This is a genomic window from Nocardia sp. NPDC057663 (genome assembly GCF_042799895.1).
In the GTDB taxonomy this organism is placed as follows: Bacteria; Actinomycetota; Actinomycetes; order Mycobacteriales; family Mycobacteriaceae; genus Nocardia.
On sequence record NZ_JBHVHX010000011.1, the window covers coordinates 16,419 to 41,810 of the forward strand.

Sequence of the window (25,392 nt, forward strand, 5' to 3'; positions counted from 1 at the left end):
CCGCGAAGACGAGGGCATACTTGGCGGATGCTTCGTTGGCCGAGGTCTGGCAGAAGATCCGAAAGCGGCTGGAAAGCAACGGACACCGGGCAGTCGGCACCGTCGCTGTCGAGCTGGATAGCGCTGCAGCACAGCGGTTGTCGGGCCTGTTGGGTGCACGCATCAGCCCTGGTCAGAAGCGTCTGAAGCTAGACGAGCTCGACAACTCTCTGAGAAAGAGCGCCGCCAAAACAGGTTTGGTTCTTGTCGTCGCTGACCTCACTGGCGGGCCGCTCCGTGACCGCCCCTCGGAACGCCTCGAACGCGCTGAAGCTGTGCGCCAACTGTGGGATAGCGTCGAGAGGTCACTGCATGCAAACGGCCTCGGCGCCGTCGATTGGGCCCGATCCTGGATTTCGTGGCTGCATCGGTCGACACTGCTTGTCCGAGGAGGTAACACCGCGGTCGCAGAGTTCGAGGTCGCCGCACGAGCCCTGGCGATCGTGCTGGCCGAACCGGGGACCAGCCGAATGCTCGGCGAACTGGCCAACACGGTCGGTGGGTCCTCGCACGCCCTCGATGCCGATCAGCTCGCCGGCCGAATCGCTTTGCGCGGATTGGGTTTCGCGCTCGGCGTCGAGGACCCGCAAACGCCCCGCAGCAGAATCGAACTGTGGGAACAGGTAGGGGTGTCAGTCGACAGGATTTCCGGCACGGTCCTGATCTGGGGCTTCCGTCCGCCAGGTCGGGACGCGTGGTCACGGATGATGCAGATGCGCGCCGACCTGGGCCTTATCAGCCATATGACGATGGCGGAGCTCGCTGTCGCGCCGCGCGCTCTGGTCCCGACACACGAGATCGTCAGTGGCTGTGAGAACCCGCAGGTCCTTCAGCGGATCGCTGAATCAGGAATCGATCGACCGGTGGCCTGCTTCAGCGGGAACCCCTCGTCGGCAGGGCGACTGCTGGCGGCCCGAGTCTCATTCCGCTACCACGGCGACTTCGATTGGCCCGGTGTTGCGATCGCCGCCCGCATGATCGCAGCCGGCGCTGAGCCATGGCGGATGGGCTTGCAGGACTATCAGGAGGCGGTCTCAGCGGGAATTCCCCGCATTCCGCTCAACGGGCGCTCAGTCGCAACGCCGTGGGACCCGGATCTGCAGATTGCGATGGAACGCGCCGGACAAGCGGTGCATGAGGAGTCGGTGCTGAAGAGCTTGATCGGTGATCTGTGAATCATGCAGACCCGACACCACCATGCGGCAAGTGGTGGAATGATGGCCAGATCACAGCGTGGACAGGGGGAACACATTGCGGGCGTGGACAGTACGCGGAGGATGGGACGGTCACCGCGAGGAGACCGCACTCGCGATCGGGGCGGCGATCGCGGGATGATCCGAAGTTCGTCACGATCTGTCAGACCTGGAAACCTTCGACGATCTGTGTGCCTTGCTCGATCAGTGCTATCCCGCTGAGAGCGAGCGGACGCGGAAGAACTGGGCGCATCAAATCTGGCGCTTCCTGCACGAGATCGCCGTCGGGGACTTCGTCGTGATGCCGCGCAAGTACCGGGATGTCGTGGAGATCGGACAGATCATGGGCGGTTACAGCTATCGAGCTGACCAGCCCATCGGCTACCGGCATATTCGGCCGGTGAAGTGGCTCAACACTGTCGCAAGAGCAGCCATCTCAGGTGATCTCCGGGACAGCATGGGTACATTGCTGACTGTCAGTGAGCTGAGCCGCCGCGACGCGGCCGAGCGTGTCAAGGCGCTGGCCGAGACCGGAATCGACCCCGGGTACTCCGGCGCAATCGCTGCGCCAGCCGACATTGATGCGCTGGTTTCGGATGTGGACACGGCCGGTTCGCGCCAGCTGTCAGTGCGAGATCTTCTGGGGCTGTGGGGATTCGGTCGCCGGACCAGCGATGCGCTCGAAGAGGTTGGATCTGCACTACAAGAGAATGGGCTTGCTGTACGCCCAGACTTCACGACCGTCCAGCTCGACAGTATCGTCACCGTTGTCGCGAACGATCCCGAGGATACCGAAGCCTCCCCGGCCGTGAGTGGAAGCGAGGTCGTCGAGACAGGAAAGCGACCTCACCTGGCGCGTCGGCAACGTTCGCCAGCAGATGGCGGTAGTGGCAGTCCAGCAGACTGATTCGCTCCACAAGGCGATCGAGCTCATGGTGACCAAACGCCTGTCGCAGTTGCCTATTGTCGACGGCCACCACCGACTGGTCGGCGTGGTGACTTGGGAGAGCATCGCCCACAGGTCGATCACAGGTGCAGCCGACGACCTGTGGAACGCGCGGGCGGCGCAGTATCCACCAGCTGCGCACAGTGAGCAGGAACTGTTCAGCCGCATGGACGATATCCGCAAGTTCGGGTTCGTCATCATGGTCGACTCCGAGAATGTGGTCACCGGCATCGTGACCGCGGCGGATCTCGCTGACGAGCTCGAGGCGCGGGTAACCCCATTCATGGTGCTCGAGGAGCCCGAGGATCTCACACTGGGCAACTACTCGTACCTTTTCGAGAGGGCTGAAGTGTGGAAATGGCTGGGCTGGCCGTTCGAGCAGCTGCGGGTCGTAGACCGACTACGCGCTGTGGCCAAGTACCGGAACGAAATCGCCCACTGGAATATCGACGCACCCGAGGACGAGCCGCAGAAGCTGGCGGATGCGAGGGAGTTGCTCGACCTACTGAAATTGGTGACACCGGCGCGCGAGAAGTAATGACGTGAGGGGTGCCCCTAACAGCGTGTCTCATGTGGTGGTGCGGGCCTTGGCGAGCTTCATGTAGCAGGTCAGCGTCGCTGCCAGCGTAAGGAACCGCAGTAGTGAGTGTCCTTGCGGTCGTAGCGAATCGAGAGCCGGTGATAGCCACCAAGCCAGGCGATGGTGCGTTCGATGACCCCCCGGTGACGCCCGAGGTGCTGTCTGGGCTCGATTCCTTTGGTTGAACCTCGTCTGTTGCAGCCCCACGCGGCCGTGACTAGGCTAGCTCCGATGGCCTGAGAACGGGGGGCGCGTGGCGGGTGAAAACGATACGCCTGGAACAGTTTTCGCGATGGTGCCGGGCGAGGTGACCGATGCCGGAGTCTATATCCAGCAGGTCGCAGAGTCCCTGATCAACGGACTCGGCACGCTTGACCGCGAGGTATCGACTGTCCTGGACAATTGGAGCGGTGCGGCAGCAGAGGCATTCGGGGACGGCTGGACTGAAACCAAGAAGGGTGCCGCAGACGTACTGAACGCCCTCACGACGATGGGCGAACTACTGGGCATCGCAAGCAAAGCCGTTGCCAGCCAAGACATCTTGAACTCCGATACTTTGAGTTCGCTCGACCTACCACAATTGAACATGTGATGGCCGACGACTCCCGCGACTTCACCTTCGACGTCGATGAGTTGGACCAGCTCATCAGCCGGGCCAATGGGTTCATCGGGTTCCTCACCGAAAGCCTCGACGGCATCGACAACCGAATCGCCTCCATCCAGCAAAACTGGCAGGGGGCCGCTGCCGACGCGCAAGAGGAAGCCTACCGAGAATGGGCTACCGGGGCTACCACGGTAACTGAAGGACTCACCCAGATGTACAATGCCGCCGTCACCGCCCGCGACGCCTACAGTGCGGCGCAGCAAGCCAACTTGAGAATGAGTGGTGGCTGACTTCTATGGCCGCAGTCTCGCCGCAGTCCTATGACAGCGCGGCCACGGCATGCTACGACTTGTCGAAGAAATTCCAAACCGTCTACGAAACGCCGCAATCCGTACTCTTAGAAACAAACGCGATGGCTGGCGGCTACGAAGCAGTCAAGTCGTGGTCGAAAGCCTACGACGACCGTGCCGCCGCATTGACAATGGTCGCGACCAACTTCGCGCGAGCCCTGTAACACTACGGGGACATACTGACTGCGTCCAGTTACAACTGGAAGTCCGCGGAATACACAGCCAACCGCAATCCCAACAAAGGCGACCCACCATCCTCGCCTACCGGCATCCCGTCCGAGCTGCCCTACGGCGCGGGCACAGTAGTCGGAATCGCGTCGTCAGGAGCCTATACCAACGGGCTTCAGACAGACTGGACCGAACTGCAGGACAAGGTCACCACGCTTGTCACCGGCGGTCAAGTCCCCGATGGAGACACCGACAAACTCGCACGCGCCGCAACTATGTGGAAGACCTTCGCCAATTCAGACCCTCTCGAATACGGCGTGGCCCGGCTGCTAACTGTCGCCTCCGGGCTGGAACAAGGCTTCGGACCTAAAGTCCCGGACGACATCCCGAACCACACAGCCAACCTTCGCAAGCTCGCTGACAAACTCCGCGAAATCCGTACCGCCGCCCACGACATCGCCAACGCAGTCGAAGCCCACAACGTAGCCTTGACGAAAATGCGTGCCGACATCAACACTCAGTTCGCAGCGGTAGTTGTGGTCACCGCCATATCGATTGGGCGTTCGATGGTAAATGTCAAAGAGCAACCAGCGAAAGAAAAGGCACCGCGCAAGCAACAACAGTCGCCCAACGACAACAAAGTCGATATAGATATCGACTTCCTCAACGACGCGGCTTGGGCGATAGCCGGGCCAGCCAACATATTCCTCACCACGCTCAGCGCCCTCAATTTCACCACCGCCACGCTGACAAACGGCGAACTTCTGACCATTGTCGAGCTGCCGATAGTGATCACTGCCACGAACACTGAGAAGGGTGGCGACGAGAGTTCTACTACGAAACCGACCGGGACACTCGGAGGCAAACCATCCGGCTCGCCGACTTACATCAACCCGAACGACAAAGATCCCAACAATATTCGGTCACTTACACGCGAAAATGAATCCGCCAGCATTCTCGCGGATAAGGGATATCAAGTTGAACAGAATCCGTCGGTCCCTGGCGACAAGAATCCAGATTATAGAATCGAAGGCAAAGTCTTCGATTGCTACTCGCCGTCGACAGGGAACGTGAGGAATATAGCGGGTGTCATCGATGATAAGGTATCTTCTGGACAAACCGAACGGATTGTCCTCAACCTCAGCGACAGTAGTGCAAGTCCGGAAGACGTAGCGAATCAATTGAAGCAGTGGCCGGTCCAGGGTCTGCAGGAGGTTCTGGTCATCGACAAGTCTGGTAACGTAGTCCCGGTCTTTCCCTGAATATCACACAATGGAGACCTGAATGGCACTCGACTACATGGTGGCCGTCGCAACAGATCGAAGCGTGTCAGAAATTGCCGCTTTGGTGAACTCGATCTGCCTCTCGGGCGAAATTTCTGATCGGGCAACTGTGGACGGCCTCATCGATGGTATTTCGGTTCAACGGGGGTTGTATATTCGCGTTAGCGCCGCCCGATCTCCGTCCTGGGGAAACCCCATAGAGGAGCAATTCGGATTCAAGCCGACAGTATCGGTCTTTTTTAGATTAAATAAGACCGAAAGCCTGGATGCTCAAGTCACCGATATGTTGTTCATCGCGACCAAACTGCTTGCGGCGACGACCGATGACATGATCGTATATTTCTTGGAATCCGGCGATGTTTGGGCGATTCGCCGTACAGGCAGCCTCGAAATAAATTCAGCCCCCTTTATGTGGACACCTGAGCGCACCGAAATGCTACACCAATCGTACACCCGTATGTCGTACGCTCTATGAAGCGACTGGCCGAGCGCCAGTGCCGCTTCGTCGGATAGTTGATCACGAGCCGCGGCCCGGTCGTCGCGCCGGTCTGCCAGACGAACATTCGGCCGATCTGGAGGTCGCCGGCCCGCGCGGCTTTTGCATACTCCCGGAACATTTCTGGGTAGGTCTGCTTGAACCGCAGCGCGATCCCCTTGCCCATCACTCCGACGGTGTTCACCGCGTCGACCAGTGCCACCGCCGACGGGACCTGGCAGACGATCCTGGACGAGGTGATCGTCAAAGGACGACTCGATCGGTGAGGTCGAGTGGATCCTGAACGTGGATTCCACCGTCGTCCGGGCCCACCAGCATGCTGCAGGCGCCCGGAAAAAGGGAGCATCACCTGCAGCAACATCCTCGACGGAGAAGCGCTCGGGCGGTCTCGCGGCGGACTGAGCACCAAGATCCACCTCGCTGTCGACGGTCGTGGCTTGCCGATGCAGATCCTGCTGATGCCTGGCCAAGCCGGTGACAATCCACAGATCCTGCCGCTACTCGACGGCATCAGCGTGGCTCGAACCGGGCCCGGTCGGCCGCGGATCCGACCGGAGATGGTGATCGCGGACAAGGCGTACTCGCATCCCTCGTCGTCGCCGGGTCCGGTTCGTCAGTCCTGAACGTGAGGACCAGATCACCCGCCGCGCAGCGCAAGGGGCACGCGGTGGGCGCCTGCCAGCGTTCGATCACGACACTTATCGACGGCGCAACGTGGTAGATCGATGCTTCAACCGGCTCAAGCAGTTCCGCGACCTGGCCACACGCTACGCCAAACGTGCTGTCTACTACCAGGCAGAACTCACCATCGCCGCGATTGTCCTCTGGCTCCGATGACTTGCAGGACAGGCCCTAGCCAGCTGGCGCGTTTTCGCCTGGAGGCCGAAAACGATGCAGCCACGGCTCTTTTGCCCCTGTAAGACCCGCGGCTCGCCATCCGTGGAGAATGCACGGGAGTCGCTTGGTCGATGGCGGCCACAGGACGCGAGGTACAACAGTGAACCAACCTGTTTCGGCTATGCCGGTGTGGCACGGAATGCTGACTCCGATTCTGACAGTGCTGGAGGACGATAAGGTCTGGCGCAGGAGGGATTTGGTGGATGCTGTCTGCAACCACCTCGGTCTCACGGCCGACCAACGATCCGAGGTTCTGCCGTCGGGGCAGCTCCGTGCGGACAACCGCATCGGCTGGGCGCTCAGCGGACTGGTGCGTGCCGACTTGGTCAGCAAGCCGGCACGAGCCACCTTCCAGATCACGCAGGCCGGTCACGACGTTGTTGTGAAGTACCCGCACGGACTGGACGACAAGACGTTGAAGGCTCTCCCTGCGTACCAAGCGTATGTTCCTGCCGCGAGCGCTGTCGCCGAAGTCGCATCCACTGACCTGCTGCCCGCCGCATCGCCGTTCGAACAGATCGAATCCGGCGTCGCCAGTCTGCACGCGGATGTCGCCTCCGAACTGTTGCGAAAGCTGCGCGGTCAGGATCCTTACTGCATTCGAGCAGACGGTGCTCGACGTGCTGGTCGCGATGGGCTACGGCGGCACAGAGCAGCGTGCGCAGCGGATCGGCGGCTCTGGTGACGGCGGCGTGGATGGAGTGATCGACCAGGATGCGCTTGGCCTTGACCAGATCTACGTGCAGGCCAAACGGTACGGCCCGGGAAACTCGGTCGGCCGAGAGACGGTGCAGTCGTTCGTCGGCGCGCTGCACGGTGTCGGTGCGACTCGTGGTGTGCTCATCACGACCAGCAGCTTCACAACATACGCGCGGGAGTATGCGAAGAACGTCCCTATTCGCGTGATTCTGATCGATGGGCAGCGGTTGGCCGATCTGATGATCAGGTACGGGGTCGGCGTTCAGCAGCGCGCGGTCTTCTCTGTCGTGGAACTCGACGAAGACTATTTCGAGGCACTGTGAGGCGAGGTGTTGGACCGGGTCTCCGAACTCAGGTCTGGGTTTGTGACAGCGCGCCGGCTGTTGCCGAGTCGACCGCGGTGTAGGCGCGCGCGCACGCATCCAAGTCATCGGATATCGCGCTGAGCTTGCCCAGCAAGGCCTGGTCTGCCTGGTCCCAGGCGGCTTGCAATGCGGTGCTGGCGGCCTCGGTGGCGGGACCCCACCCCTGATGCTGGTCTGCCATCTGTCTGGAGCACGACGTGAGGTCCATCCCGGAGGTCGTCACCTCGTCACGCAGCCGGGTTGCCGTCTGCTGTAAGGCCGTGATGGCCACCGACATGTTCTCGTTAACGCCCATTGGATCCTCAACTTCTGCGGAGCTCATCCTCTGCCCGTGCCCCACGATCCCTGGTTGTGCTGGGAGTGTGGCCGTTCGAGCGCCGTTGCTGCTCATCGCAGTATGACTCATCGACATGCTCCGCAGTCGCCATCGTGTGGCTCGTGACACCCGGCGATCACCATGAAACTTTTTGTATTCCAGGGTGTTTGGAGAAGATCCGGGTTTTGGAGGATCGAATGGAACCGTTTCGGGTCGAGCCGCGTCTCTATAGGTATCGGGGTGAGTTTCGACTGGGTACCGCGGATCGGCGGGCGCCCGGGATGGTGGCGTGATGACGTTGGCATGGAACGACGTGAAGGACTGGAACGGCGACAGTCTCGAGGCGATGGCACGGGCGTACTCGCAGCGTGCTGCATCGATCCGCCTGCTCGAGTCCGTGGTGCGGCGGTCGGCCGATATCGAGGGGTGGGCGGGCGCCGCCGATGATGCGGCCCAGCAGAAGATCACCTCGTTCGCCACGGAGCTGGATCGCCTGGCCGGCCAAGTCGAACCGTTGAATTCGCTGGCGCTGAACACCATCACCACGATGGAGGGCCTGCGCACCAAGGCTGTGGAGATCGAAAGCCTCGCAGGAACCGAAGGATTCACCGTGTCGGTGGAGGGGAAGCTGCATGATCTCTGGGCCGAAACCGGCCGCACGGAGGGCCTGTCCGACGACGAGAAGGCGCGCCGCACGCGGGTCGCAGCGCAACTGGAAGTCGACGCTGCCAAGGTCATCACCGACGCGCGCGCGTTGGATGACGAGAACGCTGTTGCGCTGAACCGAGCAGCAGGCGACGTGGTCGTTGAAGCGCCCGGCAATCAACCCAACATCTCTCGCGATAACACGGGGATCGTCATCGAAACCGGAGCCGGCGACGACACCGTCGAGGTGACGGAGGACCCGAATACCCACATCGCCAGTGTCACGGTGAACGGGAAGCCGGTCGAACCCCCGCTGACGGCAGACCAATCGAAGAACATCACGATCAAGACCGACGCAGGCAATGACACGATCACCGTCTCGCCAGGAACCAGGGTCGGCGTGAAGATCGAAGGAGGCGACGGGCGGGACACGATCCGTGGCGGCGCAGGCAACGACACCATCTCCGGCGGCGACGGCGATGACACGATCACAGCCGGCGACGGCGACAACAAGATCGAGGGCGGCAAGGGCAGCGACACCCTTGTCGGTGGTAGTGGCCGCGACTACATCAACGGATCCACCGGCCAGGACCTCATCAAGGGAGGCGATGGCGACGACGTCATCTACGGTGGCGACGACGCCGACCAGATACAAGGCGAGGGCGGCAACGACTATCTCGACGGCGGCCAAGGCGGTGATTTCGTGACCGGCGGCGACGGCAACGACATCCTGTCCGGTGGCCTCGGCGACGACATCCTGCGGGGTGGCGTCGGCGACGACAAGCTGTATGCAGGAGCAGGAAAAGACGATGTCGGCGACAGCTTCGGCGGCAATGACACCTACTACGTGCAGCGTGGCGAGGACACCACGATGGAGGCAGGCAACGGGGGAACAAGCACCGTGGTCGATGTCGTCCTGACGAATATCGACCCCGACAAGATCAAGGTCGAAGGCAGCGACGAATTCAAAGAACGTGTGAACGCCGACCTCGAGTTCTACCGGTCATCCCCGACCGGTCAGCAGACGCTGGAGGGACTCAGCAACACCGAGCACACGGTCACGATCAAAGAGGGTGTGGACGGCCGGAACTCGACGAATGGCGACTGGAGCCGGGCGACTATCGCCCCTTCGGGGAAACCGAATGTCGGTTCGGACTCGACGATCACCTACGATCCGACAATGGTCACGTTCGGTGACAAGTACGCAAATGAGCCCTACTATCACTCGCCGCCCTCGGTCGTTCTCCAGCATGAGGCCGCCCACGCCTACGACGTCACCCACGGAACGATTCGGTGGAACGACAAGAATCCCATCGAGTACAACGGCGACGATGTCGTCGACAGGGGTATGCAGGAGGGAGAACGCGTAGCGGTAGGCCTGCCGATCGATCACGACCACAACCCGGAGACCCCTGAGCAGCGCGTGCCCGACAGCGAACATCCGTCGCAAATCACGGAGAACGCGATGCGAGAAGAACTCGGCCTGCCGACTCGCGAACACTACGTCCCGGCGAACCCGGCGGAATGATGACCAGGCACATAAGGGCCCGGCAGATCCTCACGCTGGTCGGCGCCGTTGCTTTCGGACTCGTTACTGCTTGCGGTCCAACAGGTCCGGTCCGTCGAGCGGAGTCGACGGAGGCGGCCAGCCCACCTGCTAACTCATTCCTTTGTGAAGCGCGGCCCGTCGCCGCCGCCGACCCTACCGTGAAGCTCGACACCACATTCGACCTACGCGGTGATCGAATCGTCGTTGGATATCGGCTGACGAACCACCGGTCCGAAGCGGTCTACGTCGCAGTCCGTGTCCCGGACGCCGATGGAGATCGAGGAGTGCAGGGACACTACATTGTTCCGCGTAGCGACGGCATCGTCGAGATCAGCAAACGTTTCTTCCGACCCGCCGACTGCCCGAAGCTGTTGTACATCCCACCGCCGACGCCGGCTTCGCTTCGGATCGACCCCGGCGCCACCTTCGCCGAGGAATTCAACGTTTCCCTACCCCTGACCACCATTCATCCATATGAGCCGTTGGACCCCGGCGACCTCGCGCCCATGCCCTCGCGACCAGGACACATCGTCTTCTGTGTCGGACTGATGCGCTCGATGACGACTACCCCCGAGCCGACTGAACGCGACGGCGAGCAGCGATATGACTATCGCGATCTCGACTTCAAAGCACAGACCCATCTGTGTAGCGATCCAGAGCCACTCTGAGCGCCTGCCAGAACACCATGGAAGCCGTGTGTGCGCTCAGAGAAGTCATCAACAGGCGATACCGCCGACTCGGTCCCAGCGATGCGGCGTTGGGTTCGGCATGAGACTTTCCTGGCTGAATGAGAACTTCGGGCTGCGAACAGATTCGCGCTAACCGGCCCGGACCTTGACTCCGCCCGAGAACATCGAGTCATGGAACTGCAGCACCGCGGGCACAGTCCCCGGCGGTACATCGAACACGATGGCCGTCGTCACACTCAGGCCCGGATTGAGCTCGATGCTGCCGAAATCGTCCGACAGTGCCGCATTAGCTCCGAAGCTGCTGTCGAACTTCCGGTTGTGCTCGTCGTAGAGGTACTGGTTGGTGCCGTAGAAGGTGCGGGCTTCGTTGCCGATATTGGTGACCTGGACCCGGACCACGACGAACTCCCCGGTCGCCCGCTCGGACCAGAAACCACCGCCGAGCACCGTGTCGCCCTGGTCGACGCCGGTCACCAGGAATTCGAACTTGCCGTCGCGCACCGCGGTCCCGGCGGGCGCCGGATGGTTCTTGGCGGGTTTCGGAGCGACTGTCGTCGGCGCCAGAGTACCGGTCGGGATTCCCGCCTGGACCGAGCGGCTGGTGGTGGTGCTTGAACGATTCGACGAGTCCGATGTATCTGCGCCGATGGCGAATACACCGAGCATGCACACACCGATGCAGCCGCCCGCGATCCACAGAATCAGCGCATTGTTGTTCTTGGGTGGCGGCCGGAAACCGGGGGCAGGGTACGGGCGTGGCACGTTGTAGGGCGATTGCGAGGGATAGCCGGGCGGGTTCGTCATCGAGATTCCTCGGTCCGAGGGCGCCGGGACTACCTGTCCCGGCGCCGAATCAAGCTACTTCAGTGCGACGCGCACGCCGCCGGAGAACGCCGAGTCGTGGAACTCAACCGCGGCGGGCACGGTGCCCTGGGGCACGTCGAACACGAGGGTGATCGACACCTTGTTGCCGGGATTGATCTCCTCGGTGAGATGGTCGTTGACGTTGATCTCGGCGCTCGTGTCGTTGGCGAACTCGCGCCCCTGATCGTCGATCAGCTTCTGATTCGACCCGAAGTAGTACTGCGCCTCGTTACCGACGTTGGTCACGTCGACGTGGACCTGGATGAATTCGCCCTGCGCCTGTTCCTTCAGGATGTCATTGGTGCCGATCACCGTCACCGGTTCTTCCACACCCGTGACCAGGAACGAGAACTTCCCGTCGCGGACTTCCGATCCGGCCGGCGCGGCGGTGTTGCGCTTCTCCTCGGCCTTGGCGACCTCGTTCGCAGCCCCGCCGATCAGCGCGACGCAGCCGCCGAACATCAGCAGGATGACGGCAAGGATTCCACCGACCACCCACGGCCACACCTTCTTCTTCCGCGGCGGCTGCGGGTAGTGGGGTCCCTGCGGGTAGCCGGGCTGGGCGGGGTACTGGGGGTTGGTCATCGTGACTCCTGGGGAGAGAGAGGAATTGGTATTCAGTTGTCGGGACTGGCTGCGATCAGCCGTAGACCCCGCCGAGCACGCTGAGCGGTGAGCTGTTGAGCCGGGCCAGTTCGTTGATCGAGACAGCGCCCGCAAGACGGGCCAAGACGAGGGTGATGTCTGCAGCCGCGGCGGCGTCGGCTCCCGCCTCGTGGTGCTGTTCGAGCGAAACCCCAAGTGCGGCCGATACCGTGCTGAGCTTGTAATTCGCCAGCCGCAGTTGCCGTTTCGACCACGACAACGAACATCCGTAGGTCCACCGGGGAAGTGGAGCACCGCTGAATTCGCAGGCTCGCATCATGTTGTTCATGTCGAACGTCGCGTTGTGGGCGATCACCGGCAGGTCACCTACCAGGGCTCGCACCTCGAGCAGCCGTTCGGCGAAGGTGGGTTGGCCCGCAACCGTCGCCGGCGTGATCTTGTGGACGCGCACGTTGAACGGCGCGAAACTGTCGACAGCGGCGGGCGGCCTGCACAGCAGCGAGTGAGTCCGCACCCGCACACCGTCGCGGACGACCGCAATGCCGATCGAACAGATACTGCCGCGGGCTGGGTTGGCGGTTTCGACGTCGAAAGCGGCGAACGACAGAGTCATCGGGATTCCTCCAGGGGAAGGGGTCGAATACGCGGGCCACCGCACTGAACGAGGTAGGGCCGCGAGAGGCGGAGTGCTTCGAATTCGGCCCAGCCATGGGCGATGTCGGCAATGGCAGTGGCCAAGGCGAGAACGTTGATCGGTCTGACGTCTGGCAGCACCGGCCACCGCGGACGCTCGACCGTCCGGCCGCCGGCGACTTCGGCGGTGAATACGGCGTCGGCCGAGGCGATTTCGCGTCGCACCGCGTCCGCGGTGGCGTGCACGTCGATCATGGCTGAGCTGGTGACCCCAGCGGGGAGATCGATCGGCTTGTGTCGCACCGACGGAAGTCCGTGCACCAGATGCTGGATCGTCGTGGTTCGACTGTGCGAGACGACCCAGGCACCGGTCAATCGCGAGACCATCGGCTCCGGACTGATGTTCACCTGCCAGACCACGAGCTCCTGATCGGTGGTGTCGAGCACCACCAGCGGTGGCGCGAAAGTCGTTGTCATGTCAACTCCGTGGGTCGGCAACACCCGATCGGGGCGTGCGGGGTCGCGCCGTGGCAGTACCTGCCCGGCGAGAATTCGATGGATATGTCAGCGCCTGCGGCGCTCGGCGAGCCGTCGCCGAATCCGGTCGAACAGCGTGCGCAGCCGGGCGATCGTCGAGGCAGGATGCGGTGCGGGTGGGGTTATCGGCCGAACCCCGAGTCGGGCTGCCAGTTGGGCAGGGGTCGGCACCGGGCTGCTGCTGATGGGAACGTCCAGCTTGATCGGCGCCCGGCCGGGTGGAGTTGGTGAGGTGCTTGCGGCGTACTGCTCGATCGTCTGGCTGGTGAGATGCCAGCCGTGGCATGCCGGGCACTGGTAGCACCGCACCTCGCGACGTCGGGGATCGCGGGTGTCGATGCCACCGAGGACGAGCTCGGCATCAGCACGGGTGAAGTACCGCCGCTTGCCGTGGAAGCAGCGCGTCACCGGGGTACGCAGTCGCTGTTTGCGCAGGTCGTCGCCATTCCGGAGAGTTACTGCACGAGGGCTTCCTGACCGGTGTCGACGGTGCCGAGCTCGTCGATGGGTGGACATACGCTCTCCTCTCGGGTGATGGAAGGCACGACGAAGTACGGCCTTGTGGCGGCCGGATCGTGGTCGGGATCTATTGCGGAGCAACAACTTCGGTCTGCTCTGCGGTCGGCGGGGAGGTGCGTTGCCGATGGATAAAACGTAGCATCTGCGTCATCTCAACGTCAAGCAATTAACAATGTTTTCAATCCTTCGTGTGGTGAACATTGGCTGCGAACTGGGATGAGTGTTGAAAACATCGTCAATCCCATACCGTGTAACCTTGCGTTTGACGACCCCTCCACGTGGTGGCAGGTCGAAAGGGAGGCATATGTCGGACTCAACCGCCACAGTCGCCGCAGCGGAGATCGCCCGGATGGCCGGTGTCACCCGCGCCACCGTCAGCAATTGGCGCCGTAGGCACGCCGATTTCCCGGTCCCGGTGACCGGCGGCTCCGAGGCTCGACCCCTGTTCGATCTCGGCGAGGTGCAGCAATGGCTGCGCGGACGTGGGGTGCAGACCGCCGACTCACCGCTGCAGCAATTGCGCACCGTGCTGCGATTCGGCGTCGACCCAGCCACCGTGCCGGCGCTGATGGAGCTGGTAGGTGACCTCACTTCGGCGCCGGATACTCCACTGCACGCAGCCCTTCGCGACGCCATCGCTGCGACCGATGTCAAGCAGGTCCTGGATGTGCTTGCCGAGCGCGGCCTGGACGCGGTGCCCAGCACCGGTGTCTACCCGACCGACCCGCCCGTCGCCGCTCTCATGGCCGACATCCTCACGGCCGCAGCTTCTCCACCGCCACGCAGCCTGCTCGACCCCGCCTGCGGCAGTGGCACTCTCCTTCTCGAAGCCGCCCGGATCGGCGTCACCGCGCTGTCCGGCCAGGACGTGCTCCCCGTTCAGGCAGCCCGGACCGCCGCTCTTCTTCATGCGAGGGTCCCCGCCGCCACGGTCGACATCCGTACCGGTGACAGCCTGCTCGACGACGCCTTCCCTGGTGAGAAGTTCGACGCGCTGCTAGCCAACCCTCCCTATGCACAACGTGATTGGGGGGCGGAGTCGTTGGCGGTCGACCTCCGCTGGGAGTATTCGGTGCCGCCGCGCGGTGAATCCGAACTCGCCTGGGTTCAGCACATTCTTGCGCACCTGCGTGTCGGAGGGACTGCTGTTGTTCTTCTTCCGCCGGCCGTCGCCTCCCGAACATCTGGACGCCGGATCCGCATGGAGCTGCTCCGCGGCGGTGCCCTGCGTGCGGTGATCGCGCTGCCGCAGGGGGCATCGACGCCACGTCAGGTGGGGCTCCAGATTTGGGTGCTGCGTCGTCCCGGCGCGGAACCCGCTGAATCGGTGCTGTTCACCGACTCGGCACGACTCCCCAGTCACGGTGACGCCCAATCGGATTGGCAAGTTCTCGCCGAACGAGTCCTCGACTCGTGGCGCGCCTTCGACCACGGTGACGTCGACGCCGCCACCGTCGCGGACCTCTCCGCGGTCGTCCGAACGATGGACATTCTCGACGACGACGTCGACCTGACGCCCGCCCGCCGAGTCCGCGCCGCTATCGACCCCAGCAATGTGGCGGCCTCCGCACACGCCGCCATCGCCCTTCTCGGAGAGCAACTCGCCGAACTTCGCAGCGTCGCCGAGACGGTGAAGGAATGGTCAACCCGCGGCGACACAGCGCTGCGCACCGCCACCGTCGGTGATCTCGAACGAGGTGGGGCGGTTCGACTCGTACCGACAACCCCGGAAGCCGCAGACCCGGACGCACCCCAGCGTCCCGTGCTGTCCGGCCGCGATCTCCTCGCCGGGCAAGGCCCGTCTGGCCTCACTGGCGCGGGTGTTCCAGTGTCCGCCGAACTGATCCGCGAAGGTGACGTCCTGGTCTCCAGATTCCGCGACGACCACGGCGCCGCTCAAGGCGCCCGCGTCGCCGAGGGCGCCGACATCGGTGCGGTCCCCGGTTCCGGCGTGATCGTGTTCCGGACCGACCCGAGCAGGATGGATCCGTGGTTCTTCGCGGGGTTCATAGGCAGCCCCGACAACTCGGCGGCGATGTTCGGCTCGACCACGATCCGGCTCGACCCGTCACGATTGCGGATCCCGATCCTCCGTCTCACGGAGCAGAAACCGTATGCGGAGGCTTTCCGCAAACTGCATCTCCTGCGAGTAGCGGCGGCTCGGACCGCGGATGCCGCGGTCAGTGCCGCCGAGCTGATCGGGACGGGGCTGACCGCGGGGGTACTGGCTCCAGGCCGCGAGTAGTGAGCGATCCTACGCCCGGATTCTCATCGCTCCGCTCGACACTGCTCCTCCGACTTCACTGCGATGCATTCGATCCATTTGCGTTGCACCTCACCGGAAGTCGGTGCTTCGCCACACCGGGTGCCGCACCGCTGATAACCAGGAACCGGAGAGCCGTCGGGGTAGGTGCAGTTGGTCCCCTGCGCATCGCACTGGTAGTCCCGGCCGTAAGGGTCGCCGGCCGGCGTGGGCTGTGGACAGCGCGGGTCTCCGACGACGTACGCCTGGCCACTGTAGATCGCAGTGCCGTTCTCGCAGTACAAGAATGTCAGCTCGGATGGCTGGCTCGCAGGTGATGTCGCCTGTGGCGCTGTGGCAGTCGGCGTCAATTCAGCGGGCGGGGCCGGTGGTGGTGGTGTGTCCATGGTCGTGCTGTCTGTGGTGAGTGGTGGCGACGCCGGGGTAGAAGGTGTAGCAGGCGGAGGCTCTGACGCGGGCGAACTCTGCGACACCGACCAGGTGGAGGTGGAGGTGGTCGTAGTCGACGGTGTGTCTCCGTTGCACCCTGCCAGCGCCACCACGGCCGCGGCGACCAACCCGACGGCGAACCGGCCAACAGTCACTGTCATCAGCACGCCTTCCTGTCGAATGCCGCCCCGGTTCCTCTCGGCACGAAGGGTGTGGACGGCCATGCATGTGAGATCGGAGCTAGCGCTATCGCCGTTAGCTCCGGTCCGTGCAGCGAGAGCAATGAGCAAGACGACCCGCCAGCCACCTGACGGTATACACTCCGATCGGAAGGGGTGGTGTGCTCAATGTTATTGTTTGGCAATACATTTGGATGCGAGGCTACGGCATCGGCCGGGGCTGACGCTCGGGTGTCGTGGAGTTCGCGTGGCTGACCTGTCGGTGGAGCTGCCGAGCTGCGCGGGATTCGCCGTAGATCTTGGAGAAATAGGAGCTTGCTCGGCCTCGAATGTCTCACGCTTGCTGCCAGCGGTCTCGTTACCAGCGGGGTCTACAGGGCTGATCGCGACTGTGGCGCCATCGGTAGAGAAGTTTTGCAGCGCGGTAGGTGGGGCGCTGAACACCGAGGCGACCGCTATCAGTGGCCTCGGGACAAACTTGTCAACGGCAGCGACACAGTTGGGGTCGACGGACGGGGCGATTGCGGCTGCGATCTCCGCGACATCGAATGGTGTGGGCGCTGGCGGTGCGCAGTCTGCCGACGGCGGGGGTTTCGGAGTAAGCCGTTTCGGCGGGTTGCAGCTTCCGAGTCTTCCTGCGGTACCAGACAACGTGTACACAGTGCGACAGACCGTGGAATCGGCGATCGGCCTGCTCTCTGTCTACGACGAGCGACTGAGCGCTGCGATCGGAGTCCAGCCGACGGTCGACCTACTCTCACCGTTGGTGGCCGACTGGGAATCGCTACAAGCGATTGGTAAGCGGATCGGCTTGCTCGGAATCAACGATTATGTCACTTCCGAAAACCTCATCAACGGCACCAAGTGGCTCCAGGGCAGTTGGTCCGGGGAGGCCGCGCAGTCATTCGGGGTGAGCTCGAACAAGCTCGGGCAGACAGTCGGCACCAGGAGCCTCGATCTCGACGCGGTGTCCAAAATTGTCGAGTACGGCGGGTACTATATCGAACGTCTAGTATACAACCAAGCGGCGGATCTGTGCGGAAAAGTCCTGCAGCCGATGACATTTCTTGGCGCAACTTTTCCGCTCGGCGCATGGGCCCCGCATATCAATAACCCGATCAACGACACGATGAAGTCAGAGATAACCGCAGCCTTGGATGCGCTCAAAACATCTACAACTTCGCGTCAGGAGGAGATTCAGACGATGGTAGACAAGATCTCATCGGTGCTGGAGTACGCGCCGGGGCGATCGATACCTGTCTTCACCTCCAGTGAATTCGATCTTCCGGCGAAGATCGCTATCGACATCGGCACTCGGAAGTTTGGATATGGTGACAACATGTGGTGGGAGGATCGCGTTGACTCCGTATTCTGACCGTGATGCTACCTGGCTGCTAATCCAGAATTGGTTGACGTAGATGACAAGTAATCTTCCTGGCATGCCGCCGACGCCGCCACCAGATCCGGGTCAGGGCGCGCACGGTTCCCAGCCTCTGTGGGCTCGGTACGATGACTTGCAGTTCTTCGACCAAATGATCTTCGCGACCGCCGCTGCCGATGCGGCTGGACTGACCAATGCCGCTGATCATCTCGAACACTATCTTGCGAACACAGGCACGGACTGGAAGTTGGATCCGGATAGAATCATGAATGACGAGCCGGCGTTGAAGGTGCATTTCGACAACCTCATCACCGTCGAGGTTTCGAATATCGCGAAACGTATCGGCAGCATCACAACAGATCAGTCCATCTCGGCGTCGTTTCAGGCGGCGTGGAAAGAGTATATATTCGCCGACCGCGATTGGTATCTGGCGATCGGTGCGGTAGAAACTACTGCATGCGGAGCGGTGAAGATCGAGAAATTGACTGGTGCAGGTGTGCAGTATCGCATAGAGCTAGACTATCAATGCCACCTATATGATCGATATAACTGGGATGGTGACAAGCAGACTGAGATCGGTGGAGTCACTTGGACCGATCGTGAACTAGGTGCCCTGCACACTGCGGGTCTGGCGAAAGAGTTCGACATGATCGGCTCGTCTACGATCAAACACTACGCGGGAGATCTGCCCTCGGTGGGCGATCTGGGCCTGCCTGCGCCGAGTGGAACAGGGACTCCTCGATGAAACCGACCGCAGCTGGTCAGCCGGGTGTCAGTCGCCGCCGATGGCAGGCTTGGGTCGCGTGGGCACTGGGATTGTGCTTACTGATTTCCCTCGGGCTGTACGGATGCAATCGCGCAGTCAACCACGCCGTCGATCGGATGATGGTGGCAGATGTCGAGGAGTCGACCAGTCCGGAATTGTTGCAAGAAGCAACTGAATACGGCGGATGGGTCCTGCCTGCGAGTGCTGAGGTGCTGCTCGTAAAGCGCGAAATCATACGAGACCGAAAATACCAGATTGCGTTGAAGGCTTCCCCTGCCGACCTCGCCCTTATGCTGGAGCAATCTCGATTCCCGGACGTGCTCGTCCATCGCGTAACTCCCTACTCCGTGAAGACGATCGCCGGGCCGCCGCTGGAATCATCGCCGCGGGTGGAACAAGGGCAGGAGGCGTGGTTCACCTCGGCGTCGGGAAAGGTGATGATTCGCGAAGTCACTGTCGACGTGCGGGATGAGGCTACGCGGATCGTCCACATAGAATTCCGTGGCATCTAGCGCCGCGTCCGAGAAGGTTGAGACAGTATGCAGTTACGTCACCGACGATCTGATCGACCAGCTCGGACCTCGAGCGAATGAGGAGATGTTGACCACCGCCTAACGGCTCCGCGCCGAGGGAAAGCACGCGCCGAAGCCCGAACACTTGTGAAAGCGGATCGTATCCCTGCGGCCGGCGATTCAGGCTGAGGAGGAGATGCGGGACGTGCTGGCGGAAGCGTTGGTTGGTGGCGTCGTCGGGATCGACGGGGTGTAGCAAGCGATTCAGTCGAGCAGGGCGGCGGCCTTCGCATATGCATTGGCGATATCGGCCTGGCGACGTTCCCGCTCCTCGACGTTGGGCGTCCAGAGTGCCTGCTGGCTGGTGTGATACGTCTTGATCACCTTGAGACGACTGGAGACGCGCGGGTATTTGCGCTCAAAGCGCAGCCACGCTGTCTGGGCTGCACCGCCGTGCGCGATCACCACCTGCAGCTCTGGAAGCAGATCGATCAGTCGACGCAGCGGGTCGAGCCCGCGGTCGATCTCGCCTGATGCGGGGTTGCGATTGATGTACCAGGGATAGGTGTTCCACACCGTGAGTTCGGTAGGGCTGATACCGGCATCGGTGACGAACCCGAGATGTCGTTCGGCGGACGGGTCGTCGTTCTCGAGTGACAGGAATCCACTGCCCTTGTCCTGCTGGGTGCGTGGACCGGGATCGCGGAACACAGCCAGGATGCGCGCCTCGATGCCGCCGTAGGTGGGTGCGACGTACGGCATCCATTCGCCCTGCTCACTGCGAAGCGCGTCGACGAGCTGGTTGATCGGTGCCAGGCGATCTATGTAGACGAGGGAATGCTGGTGCCGTCGGTACTCCGGGTCACGCATACGTCGGGCGAGGAGTACCGCCGCGGCTGGTTCAGCTTCGCTCGGCGCTTCGTCGTCAGCTCGCGCGTCGGTCAGCTCGGAATCAGACGTGGCCGAATCGGTGTCCGCTGCGTCGTCGTCCTCGGCGGAAACGAGTGGGCACTGATCGAACATTGCGGCGTGAAGGCGGGTCAACGCATCTTCCGGATGGAACTGGCCATCGAATCGGTTCCGCAAGTACAGGTCGATGGAGTCGACCATCGCACTCGACTGGAGCGCAACTTCGGGCACGGACGACTGTCTGATCGTCGTCGCGAATTGTTCTCGGAGGAAAGGGAATTCGCGGCGTGCGTCTGACGTGGACTGACGGATGGTGTCTCGATGCATCCGTCGCTCCTCGCGCATGGACCCGGTCGAGAGGAACTCTCTGGGCGGCATCTCTGAGCCGAGTTCTCGCTGCGCGTGCTCGATCGCACTGATGTGGCCGACGACGGACTTCGCTGCCTGGTAGAACGCATCCTCGGCATCTTTGATCTGAGGATCCTGCGCCGTCGAAGGATGGTTTCGGCGGTACCAGCGTTCCTGCCATTCGTCTTTCAGCTCACGCGCGCGTTGCCGGGCAGCGCTGAGGCGCGTACGGGTGCTTGCCGCGATATCCGAGATCTGCGCCCGCGCTGCGGACGGAGCTTGCGCGATGCGTTCCCTCAAACTCATTGTTGGCCCTACTATCTGTTCGAGGTCTCAGGATTCGGCAACGTCACACCGACGATAATCAGTCCCGACCGGACACGGAGGCGTTTCGCATTGGTGCGCTACAGTCCGGGCACCAGCGGTCACGTCGAGCCAGCTCGCGGGCGCGGCCTTGGCTGTACGTCCCGTATAGCGTGCGGTGTTCAGTGCATGTCGCGAACACATCCGGGTCGACCTGATCGGCGGCGACCACACGATAGGCAGACAGTTCCGCCACGGAAATCGGCTTGCCCGCCCCGGGACGAATCGGTGCGGTCTCGATGACACTGCCGGGCCGCCATTCACCGGCCTTACGTTCTGGATCACCCCAGCCGAGCCGTCGGCGTAGTGCCTCCTGGACTGCTGGACCTCTCGCTTGGTCTTCCGCGAGCCGCGTCTCCTCCTGACGCCGCCAATATGCCCTCCGTTCAGCGCTTTCGGCGAACTTGGCTGCGCGGAACGCCTGAGCGGCCGGTTCGGACTCCACAGCAAGCTCCAGCGCGAGCGAATCGGCACGGCGCCCGGTCGAGCGCTCACCCGCACTCACCATCTCACCGATCCGGAGTACGCCGCTGGAATCGAGTTCAGCAGTCCGAACAACGAACCGCCATTGTCTGGGTGCCACCTTCCGGAGATCGACTGTCACGCCTCGATCGTGATCAGTGATCGTGCGGTCGGGGCGCCCGCCGAGTTCCCGGTCAACAAATTGACTCATTTACGTTAACTACTTTCTACATTCGCGAGGCCGGCGGCGACGTCGTGTGGTCGCCGACCGGGTTCGCATGTGGTCTATGACTTGCCTGTAGCTGTCAGCAGGGGCCGGGAATCCGGTGGCGCTGCTGGTCGGCGATCCACCACGACAGTGCGCCGGACCCGGCGCCGATAAGGGCACCTGGCACCGCGCCGACTATGAAGATGGGCAGGCCGGCGAACGCGCCGATCGCTGCACCGATGCCTGCGCGCAGTTCCAACGTGTCGCCGGGCATCATGCACATGGCTACCGGATGTCCGGCGGCGTCGAGACTGATGAGGATCGCGGCCGACGGGGCTGTGGACGCGGTGACAGGAGGCGTTGCCTCCGCAGCCGCAGGGCCGGCGGTTCCGAGGGCGATCAGGGCCGAACCGGCAAGTGCCGCAAGGGTGGTCTTCATCGGTGATTCTCCTATTGTTGAGGGGTTGATCTCGAGGCGATCCGCTCATGTAGCTTCTGCACGATGTCGAGCAGATGGACCACTTCCTGGTGGGTCGGTGAGAGCTGATAGGCGTGGTGGTGGCAGGCCTCGGACAGCCGGGTCCATGCGTACTGCGCCTGCGTCGCCACCTCCGGGCTGTCGCGGTAGGCGACCTCCAGGCAAGAGAGGCGGGCGTGGCCGCTGGCGCGGCCGGGTTCGATGCCACGTGCGCGGAGGAGGTCACCGATGATTTCCTCCAATGCCGTTCGCGTCAGCCAAGCGCCGATCCGGTTGGTGTGTGGGGTCCGACCGGCAATCTGTGTGAACGCCATTGCCAAGAGTGCGCTCATCTGGCCGCCGCCTCGATGTCGTCCACCATGCGCTGAACATCTTTGGCCGCTTGCCGTGGGTCGGTCGTCGCGGTGAGTCCGTTGTGCATCTTGGTTCCCACCGTGCTCAATGCCGACTTGAGGTACTCCGCGCGCGCCCACTGGTCGAGGACGTGGTTTTCCCGTTGTTCTCCGAAGATTGCGAGGGTCACCTTCGATCGGGTGGCCGTCGCCTTTCCCCATTCGTACTCGAGGGCTGTGAGCGCTTGTCCCGCACGGATATTGCGCGTGAAGTAGGTATGGCGCGCGGCAGCTTCTACCGCGAACCGCAGCATTCCAGGCAATGTGCGCCGCAGTGCAACGTCGGGGATGCGGTCGTTCTCGTACTCCTTGATGAGCCCGAACGCGTCGCTGAGGTAGCGACGTGCCGGATCGGTGACAGGGGTGATGCACACCTGCGAGTCGTTGTTGCGGCTCACCTCCACGATCGTGGCGGAGAAGTTCGCGCGGCGCACTGCTGCGGGCAGCCTGTCGTCGTGGGAGAAGACGATGACCTGCCGGGTCTGGGCGAGTTCGCTGAGCAACGAAACGAGCCCGTCGACCTTGGCGGGATCCATCGCCTGGACCGGATCGTCGAGCACGAGGAAGCGGAACGGTGATTCGGCCATGGTTGCGCGCGGAAGAAACAATGCCAGCGCCATGGCGTGCAGTTCGCCCTGGCTCAACACGGTGAGTCCGCCTGCGGGCACGCCGTCGACCTTCGAGTCGATCCGCAGCTTGCGCCGGGTCGACGAGCCCTCCAGGACGAGGTCACCGATCTCGATGTTGCTTTCCTGCTTCAGCATTTCCCACGCGTGGATGGCTCCTTCGCGGATGGGCGAGAGCCGTTCGTTGCGCAGTCGAAGGTCGTTGTCCTGCAGCCAATTCTTCGCATCGGCGAGCTGGTCGACGACCGGCTTGTCCGCGAGCCAAGCTTCCCAGGCCGCACACCAGGCGCGGATGCGGGCATTGAGCGGTTGCCAGCTGTCCTCACGCGTGGACAAGCATTCGGCGGCGGATTCGGTGAGCTGATCGATGGCCTCGACCAGCGCATCGACCTCGGATTCGAGGTGGTCGGCGAGTTGCAGCATGGTAGGCGCGGTGTCGCCACGGGTGATCGATCCCCACTGGTTCCACGCTGTGCGGGCGGCGGCGACGGCCGAGTCGAGTTCGGGGACGGGGGAGTGGTGGAGAAGCGCAGGCGGAGTCGACAGCATGCCCAGTGCTTCGGACTGTGCCAGCTCCACCAGTTTCCGGGCCTGAGCGAGTGCGGCCAGGTGGTCGCGGTCGGCGCTCACCGCTTCTCGACTGCGTGAGGCCCACGCGTTGTCAAGGCGGCCGCCCTGGCACACCGGGCAGGTCATGTCGCCGTGCTCAGCGTGTACCCGGAGAGCCTGTTCGAGCAGGTTCAGGGTGGCGAGCTGCTTATCGCTGGCCGCGGCGCCGAGCTCGGCCAGCGCGGTCATGCACGCTCGCAAACGTTTCGCCACGGCGTTCGCATCGTCGGAGGTGGCGGGAGCGCGCAGCTGTGCGAGCGCACGGAGGCCGGCCAGTGGGCCGTTGTCGGTCTCGGCGTTGTGCAGCAGCCCGCGCAGGCTGGTGAGGTCGGGCAGGGTCTTCTTCAGTAGGGGCGCAACGGTGGCGGCGCGATTGTCGTCGAGCGCGGCGGCGTCGGTAGCGAGGTCGCGGCGCTGTTTGGCGAGCTCATCGCCTGGTCCCTTGCGGGCCTTGTGCCGCACCTGGATTCGGTCGATCGCATCGGTGAGTTGTCCCACGCCGAGCACCCGCGAGATCGCGTCGTGCAGGTCGCTCGGTGTGCCGGTGAGCATGGCGCCGAGCTCGTCGTAGGACAGGATCGGCCGGAATTGTCGCAACGGACCGTCCCAGCCGAGGTCTGCGCGTCCGATCTGCTGTTTGCCGCCGCGACGTTGCGTGCGGGTGGTGTACTGGTCGACATCGGTTTCGCCGTCGGCCCAGTTGATGCTCACCGTGATCGGGTCGTCGCCTTCTTCGACTAGGTGGACGGCGATGCGTGCCGTCCCGTGGTGCAGGTTGCGCCACGCATCGCGCCACTGAGTCGACTTCTTGCCGGCCCAGCGGTAGGCGCTGTCGGTCAGCGTGAGTTCCAATGCTTCGGAGATGCTCGACTTTCCTGAGCCGTTGCGGCCGGCGACGATGGTGAGGCCAGGCTCGGGTCGAAGCGTCAACGTGGTGGCCGGGCCGATTCCGCGGAAGCCCTCGACGTCGATCGCGGTGAGGAATGTGCCGCGTGAACTATCCGGTGCGCCAACTGAGCTCGTGCCAGATGTGGGCAGGTCTCGCGATGAACCACCGAGGTAGTCGTCGAGCGGCTGGTCGCCCTCTAGTGCGGTGAGGATCATCAGGCCGACTTCGTCGCTCAGTTCGGCTCGATCGAGTTGATCGGCGATCCAGGGAACGAGATCGGTGGCGGCAGGGTGTACCTCGGTGGTGTCTGACATAGCGGTGAACCCTTCTCGTACTGAACGTGATTCGGGTGAAACCTGGGAACTGAGGTCAGAGCGGGGTGATCGGCTGGACCGTGGCGACCGGTGCAGTGCTGGTATCGCTACTCAGGCGCCCAGTTATTACGTCGGCTTTCGTACCGGCGACGGTGATCGAGTGGATCCGCTCCCAGCTGGTGCCCTCGTCGAGTGCAACGGTGACGCGGTAGCGCGTCGTCGGGGCGAAGACGACCCGTGCGGTCGTGACGATCCGAAGCTCGTACTCGAAGTTGCAGCCTGCCGA

The 25,392-nt window shown here is 62.9% G+C and carries 30 protein-coding genes; 17 read left to right on the top strand and 13 right to left on the bottom strand.

Going from position 1 to position 25,392, the window contains the following annotated elements:
- Nucleotides 1-35 precede the first annotated feature (35 nt).
- The 8 genes from ACFVAV_RS22315 to ACFVAV_RS22350 all read left to right on the top strand — a co-directional run bounded on the left by ACFVAV_RS22315 (nt 36) and on the right by ACFVAV_RS22350 (nt 5,638).
- A complete protein-coding gene (locus tag ACFVAV_RS22315; protein WP_379037010.1) occupies nt 36-1,214 on the top strand; it encodes a TIGR02679 domain-containing protein in 1,179 nt (392 codons plus the stop codon).
- Between the two features lie 214 nt (nt 1,215-1,428).
- A complete protein-coding gene (locus ACFVAV_RS22320) occupies nt 1,429-2,139 on the top strand; it encodes a restriction endonuclease (protein ID WP_379037011.1) in 711 nt (236 codons plus the stop codon).
- 28 nt (nt 2,140-2,167) lie between these two features.
- The gene (locus ACFVAV_RS22325) at nt 2,168-2,716 is read left to right on the top strand and encodes a CBS domain-containing protein (RefSeq protein WP_379037012.1); all 549 of its coding nucleotides are present in this window, start codon (nt 2,168-2,170) and stop codon (nt 2,714-2,716) included.
- Nucleotides 2,717-3,011: 295 nt separating this feature from the next.
- The gene (locus ACFVAV_RS22330; protein WP_379037013.1) at nt 3,012-3,350 is read left to right on the top strand and encodes a WXG100 family type VII secretion target; all 339 of its coding nucleotides are present in this window, start codon (nt 3,012-3,014) and stop codon (nt 3,348-3,350) included.
- Nucleotides 3,350-3,652, top strand: a complete 303-nt coding sequence (locus ACFVAV_RS22335) for a WXG100 family type VII secretion target (RefSeq protein ID WP_379037196.1) — start codon at nt 3,350-3,352, stop codon at nt 3,650-3,652. Before ACFVAV_RS22330 ends, ACFVAV_RS22335 begins: the two co-directional genes overlap by 1 nt.
- 5 nt (nt 3,653-3,657) lie before the next feature.
- Entirely contained in the window at nt 3,658-3,876 is a 219-nt protein-coding gene (locus ACFVAV_RS22340; protein ID WP_379037015.1) for a hypothetical protein, read from the top strand.
- 279 nt (nt 3,877-4,155) lie between these two features.
- Nucleotides 4,156-5,142 carry a hypothetical protein gene (locus ACFVAV_RS22345; RefSeq protein WP_379037016.1) on the top strand — a complete coding sequence of 329 codons (987 nt, stop codon included), beginning with the start codon at nt 4,156-4,158 and terminating at the stop codon, nt 5,140-5,142.
- Between the two features lie 22 nt (nt 5,143-5,164).
- Nucleotides 5,165-5,638, top strand: coding sequence for a SitI3 family protein (locus ACFVAV_RS22350; protein WP_379037018.1), 474 nt, complete (start codon nt 5,165-5,167; stop codon nt 5,636-5,638).
- Here the strand turns inward: ACFVAV_RS22350 and ACFVAV_RS22355 are convergent.
- Nucleotides 5,571-5,825, bottom strand: a complete 255-nt coding sequence (locus tag ACFVAV_RS22355; protein WP_379037198.1) for a macro domain-containing protein — start codon at nt 5,823-5,825, stop codon at nt 5,571-5,573. The two genes, ACFVAV_RS22350 and ACFVAV_RS22355, sit on opposite strands and share 68 nt — an antisense overlap.
- A 106-nt stretch (nt 5,826-5,931) precedes the next feature.
- On the opposite strand from ACFVAV_RS22355, the gene ACFVAV_RS22360 reads away from it, so the two are divergent.
- The 3 genes from ACFVAV_RS22360 to ACFVAV_RS22370 all read left to right on the top strand — a co-directional run bounded on the left by ACFVAV_RS22360 (nt 5,932) and on the right by ACFVAV_RS22370 (nt 7,578).
- Nucleotides 5,932-6,282 carry a transposase gene (locus ACFVAV_RS22360; protein WP_379037019.1) on the top strand — a complete coding sequence of 117 codons (351 nt, stop codon included), beginning with the start codon at nt 5,932-5,934 and terminating at the stop codon, nt 6,280-6,282.
- A 374-nt stretch (nt 6,283-6,656) separates the two neighbouring features.
- On the top strand, nt 6,657-7,241 hold the full coding sequence (locus ACFVAV_RS22365; protein ID WP_379037020.1) for a winged helix-turn-helix domain-containing protein: 585 nt from the start codon (nt 6,657-6,659) through the stop codon (nt 7,239-7,241).
- The gene (locus ACFVAV_RS22370) at nt 7,177-7,578 is read left to right on the top strand and encodes a restriction endonuclease (protein ID WP_379037021.1); all 402 of its coding nucleotides are present in this window, start codon (nt 7,177-7,179) and stop codon (nt 7,576-7,578) included. The genes ACFVAV_RS22365 and ACFVAV_RS22370 overlap by 65 nt, the downstream gene beginning before the upstream one ends.
- 28 nt (nt 7,579-7,606) lie before the next feature.
- On the opposite strand, the gene ACFVAV_RS22375 is transcribed toward ACFVAV_RS22370, so the two are convergent.
- Entirely contained in the window at nt 7,607-7,915 is a 309-nt protein-coding gene (locus ACFVAV_RS22375) for a WXG100 family type VII secretion target (protein WP_379037023.1), read from the bottom strand.
- A 313-nt stretch (nt 7,916-8,228) separates the two neighbouring features.
- On the opposite strand from ACFVAV_RS22375, the gene ACFVAV_RS22380 reads away from it, so the two are divergent.
- On the top strand, nt 8,229-10,109 hold the full coding sequence (locus ACFVAV_RS22380) for a M91 family zinc metallopeptidase (protein ID WP_379037024.1): 1,881 nt from the start codon (nt 8,229-8,231) through the stop codon (nt 10,107-10,109).
- Nucleotides 10,110-10,288: 179 nt separating this feature from the next.
- A complete protein-coding gene (locus tag ACFVAV_RS22385) occupies nt 10,289-10,798 on the top strand; it encodes a hypothetical protein (protein WP_379037025.1) in 510 nt (169 codons plus the stop codon).
- A 150-nt stretch (nt 10,799-10,948) separates the two neighbouring features.
- Here ACFVAV_RS22385 and ACFVAV_RS22390 read toward each other — a convergent pair whose 3' ends face one another.
- From ACFVAV_RS22390 to ACFVAV_RS22410, 5 genes are all read right to left on the bottom strand, one after another.
- Nucleotides 10,949-11,623, bottom strand: a complete 675-nt coding sequence (locus tag ACFVAV_RS22390) for a DUF4352 domain-containing protein (protein WP_379037027.1) — start codon at nt 11,621-11,623, stop codon at nt 10,949-10,951.
- 54 nt (nt 11,624-11,677) lie between these two features.
- A complete protein-coding gene (locus ACFVAV_RS22395) occupies nt 11,678-12,268 on the bottom strand; it encodes a DUF4352 domain-containing protein (protein ID WP_379037028.1) in 591 nt (196 codons plus the stop codon).
- Nucleotides 12,269-12,323: 55 nt separating this feature from the next.
- On the bottom strand, nt 12,324-12,902 hold the full coding sequence (locus ACFVAV_RS22400; protein WP_379037029.1) for an exonuclease domain-containing protein: 579 nt from the start codon (nt 12,900-12,902) through the stop codon (nt 12,324-12,326).
- Entirely contained in the window at nt 12,899-13,399 is a 501-nt protein-coding gene (locus tag ACFVAV_RS22405; protein ID WP_379037030.1) for a hypothetical protein, read from the bottom strand. Before ACFVAV_RS22405 ends, ACFVAV_RS22400 begins: the two co-directional genes overlap by 4 nt.
- Nucleotides 13,400-13,486: 87 nt before the next feature.
- On the bottom strand, nt 13,487-13,867 hold the full coding sequence (locus tag ACFVAV_RS22410; protein ID WP_379037031.1) for a hypothetical protein: 381 nt from the start codon (nt 13,865-13,867) through the stop codon (nt 13,487-13,489).
- Nucleotides 13,868-14,282: 415 nt separating this feature from the next.
- On the opposite strand from ACFVAV_RS22410, the gene ACFVAV_RS22415 reads away from it, so the two are divergent.
- On the top strand, nt 14,283-16,223 hold the full coding sequence (locus tag ACFVAV_RS22415) for an N-6 DNA methylase (RefSeq protein ID WP_379037032.1): 1,941 nt from the start codon (nt 14,283-14,285) through the stop codon (nt 16,221-16,223).
- A 369-nt stretch (nt 16,224-16,592) separates the two neighbouring features.
- Here ACFVAV_RS22415 and ACFVAV_RS22420 read toward each other — a convergent pair whose 3' ends face one another.
- Entirely contained in the window at nt 16,593-16,766 is a 174-nt protein-coding gene (locus ACFVAV_RS22420; protein ID WP_379037033.1) for a hypothetical protein, read from the bottom strand.
- Between the two features lie 330 nt (nt 16,767-17,096).
- Here ACFVAV_RS22420 and ACFVAV_RS22425 point away from each other — a divergent pair, with 330 nt between their 5' ends.
- The 3 genes from ACFVAV_RS22425 (at nt 17,097) to ACFVAV_RS22435 (ending at nt 19,508) form a co-directional block, all read left to right on the top strand.
- Nucleotides 17,097-18,224 carry a hypothetical protein gene (locus ACFVAV_RS22425; protein WP_379037035.1) on the top strand — a complete coding sequence of 376 codons (1,128 nt, stop codon included), beginning with the start codon at nt 17,097-17,099 and terminating at the stop codon, nt 18,222-18,224.
- A 139-nt stretch (nt 18,225-18,363) separates the two neighbouring features.
- Entirely contained in the window at nt 18,364-18,975 is a 612-nt protein-coding gene (locus ACFVAV_RS22430) for a hypothetical protein (protein WP_379037036.1), read from the top strand.
- The gene (locus ACFVAV_RS22435; RefSeq protein ID WP_379037037.1) at nt 18,972-19,508 is read left to right on the top strand and encodes a hypothetical protein; all 537 of its coding nucleotides are present in this window, start codon (nt 18,972-18,974) and stop codon (nt 19,506-19,508) included. The genes ACFVAV_RS22430 and ACFVAV_RS22435 overlap by 4 nt, the downstream gene beginning before the upstream one ends.
- A 264-nt stretch (nt 19,509-19,772) precedes the next feature.
- Here the strand turns inward: ACFVAV_RS22435 and ACFVAV_RS22440 are convergent, their stop codons facing one another.
- The 5 genes from ACFVAV_RS22440 to ACFVAV_RS22460 all read right to left on the bottom strand — a co-directional run bounded on the left by ACFVAV_RS22440 (nt 19,773) and on the right by ACFVAV_RS22460 (nt 25,106).
- Nucleotides 19,773-21,071, bottom strand: a complete 1,299-nt coding sequence (locus ACFVAV_RS22440; RefSeq protein ID WP_379037039.1) for a uracil-DNA glycosylase — start codon at nt 21,069-21,071, stop codon at nt 19,773-19,775.
- A 58-nt stretch (nt 21,072-21,129) separates the two neighbouring features.
- Entirely contained in the window at nt 21,130-21,732 is a 603-nt protein-coding gene (locus tag ACFVAV_RS22445; protein WP_379037040.1) for a hypothetical protein, read from the bottom strand.
- A gap of 163 nt (nt 21,733-21,895) precedes the next feature.
- Complete coding sequence (locus ACFVAV_RS22450; RefSeq protein ID WP_379037041.1) at nt 21,896-22,237, bottom strand: hypothetical protein; 342 nt, start codon at nt 22,235-22,237, stop codon at nt 21,896-21,898.
- A gap of 11 nt (nt 22,238-22,248) precedes the next feature.
- Nucleotides 22,249-22,608 carry a hypothetical protein gene (locus tag ACFVAV_RS22455; RefSeq protein WP_379037042.1) on the bottom strand — a complete coding sequence of 120 codons (360 nt, stop codon included), beginning with the start codon at nt 22,606-22,608 and terminating at the stop codon, nt 22,249-22,251.
- The gene (locus tag ACFVAV_RS22460) at nt 22,605-25,106 is read right to left on the bottom strand and encodes an AAA family ATPase (protein ID WP_379037043.1); all 2,502 of its coding nucleotides are present in this window, start codon (nt 25,104-25,106) and stop codon (nt 22,605-22,607) included. Before ACFVAV_RS22460 ends, ACFVAV_RS22455 begins: the two co-directional genes overlap by 4 nt.
- Nucleotides 25,107-25,392 lie beyond the last annotated feature (286 nt).